At 45.9% G+C, this 7500-nt stretch carries 5 protein-coding genes (2 of these 5 running past the window's edge); all 5 read right to left on the reverse strand.

Annotation, left to right across the window (positions count from 1 at the left end; translation table 11 throughout):
* Positions 1 to 2011: the 5' portion of a DNA-directed RNA polymerase subunit beta' gene (rpoC, locus tag JWG45_RS15240; RefSeq protein WP_205280511.1), read on the reverse strand. Its footprint begins 2210 nt before the window's first position; 2011 of the gene's 4221 nt are visible here — the first part of the coding sequence; it begins with the start codon at positions 2009 to 2011; its stop codon lies off the left edge, out of view.
* Positions 2012 to 2014: 3 nt separating this feature from the next.
* Complete coding sequence (rpoB, locus tag JWG45_RS15245; RefSeq protein ID WP_205280512.1) at positions 2015 to 5695, reverse strand: DNA-directed RNA polymerase subunit beta; 3681 nt, start codon at positions 5693 to 5695, stop codon at positions 2015 to 2017.
* 245 nt (positions 5696 to 5940) lie between these two features.
* Positions 5941 to 6318 carry a 50S ribosomal protein L7/L12 gene (gene rplL / locus JWG45_RS15250; RefSeq protein WP_118967631.1) on the reverse strand — a complete coding sequence of 126 codons (378 nt, stop codon included), beginning with the start codon at positions 6316 to 6318 and terminating at the stop codon, positions 5941 to 5943.
* 50 nt (positions 6319 to 6368) lie between these two features.
* Positions 6369 to 6902, reverse strand: a complete 534-nt coding sequence (gene rplJ, locus JWG45_RS15255) for a 50S ribosomal protein L10 (RefSeq protein ID WP_205280513.1) — start codon at positions 6900 to 6902, stop codon at positions 6369 to 6371.
* Between the two features lie 27 nt (positions 6903 to 6929).
* Positions 6930 to 7500, reverse strand: the 3' portion of a protein-coding gene (rplA, locus tag JWG45_RS15260; protein WP_069608394.1) for a 50S ribosomal protein L1. It continues 122 nt past the right edge of the window; only the last 571 of its 693 coding nucleotides appear in the window; the start codon falls outside the window, past its right edge — the gene reads right to left on this strand; it ends in the stop codon at positions 6930 to 6932.

The raw sequence follows: 7500 nt of genomic DNA on the forward strand, positions 1-7500 counted from the left end.
AATCGGTGATGAGATCGTTTGTTTTTGTCCAGATCTCGATTACCTTTTTACGGCGTTCTTCGTTTGTAATGATACCTTTGCGATACTCGGAGTCGGCTTTTTCGACTTCTTTGTTCGCGTCGTTTACGAGTCCGACTTTGCCCGGAGACACACGGATGTCTTCGATGGAAATGGTAGGAGCAAACAAGGTCGCATAACGATATCCTAATTTTTTAATATCGTCGAGCATCAATACGGTTTTTGCAGGACCGTATTTGTCATACACGTCGGCGATGATCTTGTTTGTTTCCTTGTCGGAAAGAGCCTTGTTCACGTAAGCATAACCTTCCGGAAGAATCGTATTGAAAATCAATCTTCCCGGAGTTGTTTCGAGAATCTTTCCTTGGTGATAAACGCTGATCTTGGTTCTAAATTCTACAACGCCTCTATCGATCGCGTAGTGAACCTCGTCCAAGTTCGAGAAAGATTTCAAAGGAACGCCAGGCTCCGGTGGAAGTTCGGAAGTTAAATAATAAATTCCTAATACGATATCCTGAGTCGGTCCGCAGATCGGATGTCCGTTTGCGGGGTTGAGAATGTTGTGAGGAGAGAGCATCAACATCCAAGTTTCCAGCTGAGCCTTTGGAGTCAGAGGTACGTGGATCGCCATCTGGTCACCGTCGAAGTCGGCGTTGAACGCGTGACAGACGAGAGGATGGAGTTTGATCGCCTTTCCTTCTACAAGGATCGGTAAGAATGCTTGGATCCCCAGACGGTGAAGGGTCGGAGCTCTGTTCAACATCACGGGGTGCTCTTTTACGACGTATTCCAAAACGTCGAAAACTTCTTTGTCTTCGGCTTCCACTTTCTTTTTTGCGGACTTGATGTTCGGAGCTAAGTCCAGATCCACAAGTCTCTTCATGATGAATGGTTTGAAAAGTTCCAAAGCCATTTTTTTGGGAAGTCCCATCTCATGGTATTTCAGCTCGGGACCGACGACGATTACGGAACGACCCGAATAGTCGACCCTCTTACCAAGAAGGTTCTGACGGAAACGACCTTGTTTCCCTTTGAGCATGTCGGAGATGGATTTAAGAGGACGGTTTCCCTTTCCTTTAACGGCGCGTTTTCTACGAGAGTTATCAAAGAGAGCGTCAACGGCTTCTTGCAACATTCTCTTTTCGTTCCGAACGATGATCTCAGGAGCTTTCAGAGCGAGAAGTCTTTTGAGACGGTTGTTACGGTTGATCACACGACGGTATAAGTCGTTCAAGTCGGAAGTAGCAAATCTACCACCTTCCAACTGAACCATAGGACGAAGTTCCGGAGGAATGACCGGAACGATATCAAGAACCATCCACTCGGGACGGTTTCCGGAATCACGGAACGCTTCGAGAACTTCGAGGCGTTTCAGAATTCTTTTATCGGAAATCTTATCCTTGTCTTGGATCTTTTGACGGATCATTCTCGCTTCCGCATCTACGTCGATACGAGCGAGAAGTTCTTTGATCGCGTCCGCGCCGATTCCGGCTACGAACTTGTCGCCGTACTCGTCGAGATAAGCGTGGTATTCTTCTTCGTCGATGAGTTCGCCGCGGTTTCTTCCCGAATCCGCAGGATCGATGATGACGTATTTTTCAAAGTAGAGAACGCTCTTTAGCTGGTTCACGGTCATATCAAGAAGAAGTCCCATTCTCGAAGGAACGGAACGGTAATACCAGATATGAGAAACCGGAGCCGCGAGTTCGATATGGCCCATTCTTTCGCGACGAACTTTAGAGTGAGTTACCTCGACCCCGCACTTGTCGCAGACCACACCCTTGTAACGGATGGACTTGAATTTACCGCAGTAACATTCCCAGTCTTTTGTGGTTCCGAAAATTTTCTCGCAGAAAAGACCGTCTTTCTCGGGTTTTAAAGTCCGGTAGTTGATGGTCTCTGGTTTTTTAACTTCCCCGTAAGACCATTCTTTGATCCTTTCGGGAGAAGCTAGGCGGATTGTAATCGATTCGAAGTCGTTATGGGATCTCATGTCTTATGCGTTCTCTATAGTCTCGAATTTAATTTTCTTCTTACTCTTAGAATATTCATCCTCGTAATCGGAAATATCAACAGTGTTTCCTTCCGAGTCGGTGATGATGATATCCAGAGCAAGCCCTCTAAGCTCTTGAACCAATACGTTGAAGGACTCAGGGATACCAGGTTTGATGGAGTGGATTCCCTTTACGATCGCTTCGTAGATTCTCGCACGTCCGAGCATATCATCGGACTTGATGGTCAAAAGTTCCTGAAGAGTATGAGAAGCTCCGTAGGCTTCGAGAGCCCAGACTTCCATTTCCCCAAGACGCTGACCCCCGAACTGAGCCTTTCCTCCGAGCGGTTGTTGAGTCACCAAAGAGTAAGGACCGGTCGATCTTGCGTGGATCTTATCTTCCACCAAGTGAGCGAGTTTTAAGATGTAGATATAACCGCAGAAGACTTCGTTCATAAAAGGAAGTCCGGTTCTACCGTCAAAAAGTTTGAATTTTGAATTCAGAGGAAGGTTCGCCTCTTTGCAGAAATTGTCCACGTCGGTTTCTTCCGCACCGTCGAAAACCGGAGTTTCAAAAGAAATTCCGAGTTTGCTTGCGGCAAAACCCAACTGAGTTTCAAAAATCTGACCGAGGTTCATCCGTGAAGGAACGCCTAACGGATTCAAGACGATGTCCATCGGAGTTCCGTCTTCCATGTAAGGCATGTCTTCTTCCGCCATTACACGAGCGACAACCCCTTTGTTACCGTGGCGTCCGGCCATCTTATCCCCAACCAGAAGTTTTCTTTTTCTGGCTACGAATACTTTCACCATTTCTTCCACGCCCGCAGGAAGTTCATCTTGATTCTCGCGAGAGAAACGTTTGATATCGATGACGGTTCCTTCGAAACCGTTCGGCATTCTCAAAGAAGAATCTCTTACGTCCTTGGCTTTTTCACCAAAGATAGAATGAAGAAGTTTGTATTCCGGAGTGAGATCGGTTTCCCCTTTCGGAGTCACCATTCCCACAAGAATGTCTCCCGGTTTTACTTCCGCACCAACGCGGATTACACCGGTTTCATCCAAATCACGGAACGCTTTGTCCGAAAGATTCGGAATGTCTCGAGTGATTTGTTCCGGTCCAAGTTTTGTTTCTCTGGCTTGGATTTCGAATTCTTCGATGTGAATGGAAGAGAAAACGTCGTCGCGAACGATTCTTTCGGAGATCAAAATCGCATCCTCGAAGTTGTAACCTTCCCAAGGCATGAACGCCGCGAGAACGTTCCTACCGAGAGCGAGAACACCGTTGTCAACGGCAGGACCGTCGGCAAGAACCGTTCCTTTCACGAGAATATTTCCGAGTTCGTCCAGTTTCTCACCCGTAACGATTTGTCCCGCAAGCGTTGTACCGCGTTTTACTTCGTCTCCGGAAGAAACGATAGGAGCATATTGTCTGCTTCCCATCTGGAGAATGTATTCTTTCACATCTCCGTTATCCCGTGTTACTTCTATTTTTTCTTTAGAAACCTTGGAAACTTTTCCGTCGAAATCGGAGTGAACCACGCCGACGATCGGCTTTTGATTGAAGCAGGTTCCTTGGTTTGTCTTTTTGAATTTCGTAAGATCGTAGGTATCGGATTCTTTTCCGCCCTTTCTTTCCACAACGATCCGTTCCGCATCCACGGAAACGACCACACCGTCGTGTTTGTTGACGATACAAATTCTGGAGTCATAAGCGGCTCTGGTTTCCATTCCCGTTCCGACAAAAGGAGCTTCTTCACGAAGAAGAGGAACCGCTTGGCGTTGCATGTTGGAACCCATCAAGGCGCGGTTCGCGTCGTCGTGTTCCAAGAAAGGAATCAGCGCTGTGGAAACCGAAACAACTTGAAGAGGAGCCAAGTCCATATACTGGATTTCGCTTGGGTTACGGAAAGGGAAGTCCCCTCTGTGACGAGTGGAGATCAATTTGTTTTTGAGTTCCCCTTTCTCGTCGAGAACGCCCGAGGCTTGTGCGATATAATGATATTCTTCTTTGTCCGCGGTGAGGTGTTCGATCTGACCGGTGACTTTGGAATTCTTAACGGTTCTGTAAGGAGTTTCTAAGAATCCGTAGTCGTTTACGCGAGCATACGAAGACATAGAAAGAATCAGACCGATGTTCGGACCTTCCGGAGTTTCAATCGGACACATTCTACCATAGTGAGAATAGTGAACGTCCCGCACTTCCATACCGGCTCTGTCTCTCGAAAGACCACCGGGACCGAGTGCGTTCAATCTCCGTTTATGAGTCAGCTCCGCGAGAGGGTTTGTCTGATCCATAAACTGTGAAAGTTGAGAAGAACCGAAAAATTCGTTGATCACGGCTGTGATCGGTTTGATCGAAATGAGAAGTTGAGGAGTTTGGGTTTCAATTTCCTGAACAGTCATTCTTTCTTTGATCACTCTTTCCACTCTGGAGAATCCGGTCTTGAGTTGATTGGAGATCAACTCTCCAACGGAACGAATCCTTCTGTTTCCAAGGTGATCGATATCGTCCGGATAATAGTTTTCCGTTTCGGAGAAAAGATTCAGAATGTAACGAACGGTTTCGATGATGTCCGCAGGTCTTAGGACGCGCGACTTTTCACCGGAAAATTCTTTCGGGTTATTGAATTCAAACTTAGAATTGATTTTGTAACGGCCTACGTCTCCGAGATCGAAAGTTTTCGGAGAGAAGAAAAGACGAGTCAATTCCGTAGTCGCGTTCTCGATCGTGGAAGGTTCACCCTGACGCATCAAGGAATGGAATTTAAGAATCGCATCCTCGTAGTCGTTCACTCCGTCTTTTTCAAGAGCATTGATGAGAATCGGGTTATCCTTTCCTTTCGGGAATTCGATCAATTCGACTTCTTTTACCTTCATCTCTTTTAAGATGGAGATATTGTCCTCGTTGATTTTGGAACCGGCTTCGAGCATTACCTCTCCGGTTTCCATGTTGATGATATCGTTGATCGTTCTTCTTCCAAGAATCTTTTTCAGATCTTTGGAAGTGGCGCCCGCGATTTTCTCTTTTCTGGAGCTGTAGAATAAACGAAGAACTTCTTCGTTCGTTCCGTGTCCTAATGATTTGATCAAAAGAGTGGCCGGGAATTTTTTCTTTCTATCGATTTTCGCAATCAGAATTCCCTTGTTGTCCATCTCGAATTCCAACCAGGATCCTCTGTAAGGAATCACTCTGGCTGAGAAAACGTCTCTTTCCATATCATAAGAAAAGAATATACCGGGAGAACGGTGAAGCTGAGAAACGACGACGCGTTCCGCTCCGTTGATGATAAACGTTCCCTGCTCGGTCATCACGGGAAGATCTCCCATGTAAACCGTTTGTTCGCGGATTTCTCCGGTTTCTTTGATGATTAACCTGATGACTGCTTTTAACGGAAGAGCGAATGTCGCGTCCGTGTCCTTACATTCTTGAGGAGAACGTTTCGGTTCTCCGAGAACATAATGACTGTATTCCATGATCATGTCATTGTTGGGACTTTCGATCGGAAAGGTCTCCCGGAATACAGCTTCTAATCCTTGATGCTTTCTTTTGGTTTCATCCTTAACGTCTGTCTGAAGAAACCAGTCAAAAGAACGCTTCTGAATTTGAATCAAGTTAGGAAGGTAATCCAGATTCGTGATTTTTCCGAAATTTACCCGTTTTCTCTCTACTTGACCGTACATTCTTTGTGCTCCCTATCGATAATGAAAAAAACTATGACCTGTATAAACAAGATGAACCTAAATTCTCGCTTTGGGCAAAAAAGAAGGAATCGAACTCTTTCAGCGTAGGACCTTTTTTTAGAAAAGATACCAAAATTCTGAAAGGCTGTAAATACAAACGAGCAAGAGGGCCTGAAACCAGGCCTCCTTGCCGTGAGTGAAAGGATTTTTTGAAAGCTAGCGCTAACAGAGCTCTAACGAAACGATTAGCTCGCTTTGAGTTCAATCTGTGCGCCAACGCCCTCGAGTTTCTTTTTGAGGTCATCAGCTTCTGCTTTAGAAACGCCTTCTTTAACAGACTTTCCGCCAGCTTCAACGAGGTCTTTCGCCTCTTTCAATCCGAGTCCGGTGATTTCTCTTACGAGTTTGATCACTTCGATTTTCTTATCGCCAAAACCTTTCAGAATGACGTTATAAGTAGAAGCTTCTTCAGCAACTGCTCCACCAGCGGCAGGTGCCGCCGCGGCTACTGCAACCGGAGCTGCAGCAGAAATGCCGAATTTATCTTCCATTTTTTTAACGAGGTCTGCAGCCTCAACTAAGGTTAGTTTTCCGATTTGCTCTAATAGCGCTTCTGTAGACATTTATATGCTCCTTTGATTCCGTTTAGTCGTTTTGCTATTTAAAAAATACGTTACGCGTTGTTCTTTTCTGCGGTTGCTTGGATCGCTCTTGCAAGAGACGCGATGATCTGATTGAGACCAGATGCGATCGTTCTTGCCGGTGCGTTGATTCCGCCTGCAATCATAGCGAGAAGTTGTTCGCGACTTGGAAGTCCCGCGATCGCTTCTACACCTTCTGCATCCAACACGGATCCGTCCATGTAACCAGCTCTTACGATGAGGTTCTTATTTACCTTTGCAAAGTCTTTGCAAACTTTTGCAACGGCTGGAAGATTCTCACCTGCGAAGATCGCAGCCAGTGGTCCTTGGTATTCAGGTCCGAAAGAAATGTTTTTGTCTTTGTGACCTTCCGATTCTTTCAGAGCTCTTAAGAAAAGATTGTTCTTGAGAACTTTCATCTCCGAACCTTCTTTTCTCAACTGAGCGCGGAGACCGGTGATTTCTTCCACGGTCAATCCTGAATAGCAGGCAAGAATGAAGTTATTCTTCGCTTCCAACTTGCCTTTGAGGTTTGCGACTGCTTCTACTTTTTCCTGATTCGCCATTTTCTATAACTCCAAATCTTGTCCAGGTCAGACGGAAGTATTGACCAGTTCTTTCACGTCTACTTTCACACCGACTCCCATTGTAGGAGAAACGGAGAAAGTTTTCAAATAATCGCCTTTTGCATCGGAAGGTTTATCACGCATCAGGGTTTGAACTACGGTGCGGATGTTTTCGACTAACTTCGTATTGTCGAAAGAAACTTTACCGACTCCGAGGTGAACGACACCGCCTTTATCGGGACGATACTCGATACGACCTGCTTTCAATTCGCCGACTGCTTTCGCTACGTCGTTGGTCACGGTTCCCGCTTTCGGTTTTGGCATAAGACCTTTTCTACCGAGGATAGGACCGAGTTTACCAACATCTTTCATCATGTCGGGAGTAGCCACACAAGCGTCGAAATCAGTCCAGCCGCCCGCTACCTTTTCGATAAGATCCATATCTCCTACGAAATCAGCTCCGGCATTCTTCGCGTCGTTTTGTTTGTCCCCTTTGCAGAAAACAAGAACGCGAACTTTTTTACCGGTTCCGTGTGGAAGAGAAATCGTTCCACGAATGTTCTGAAGAGATTTATAATTTACTTTCGTAGAAATCTCG

It is taken from the genome of Leptospira ainlahdjerensis (genome assembly GCF_016919175.1).
Lineage (GTDB): Bacteria > Spirochaetota > Leptospiria > Leptospirales > Leptospiraceae > Leptospira > Leptospira ainlahdjerensis.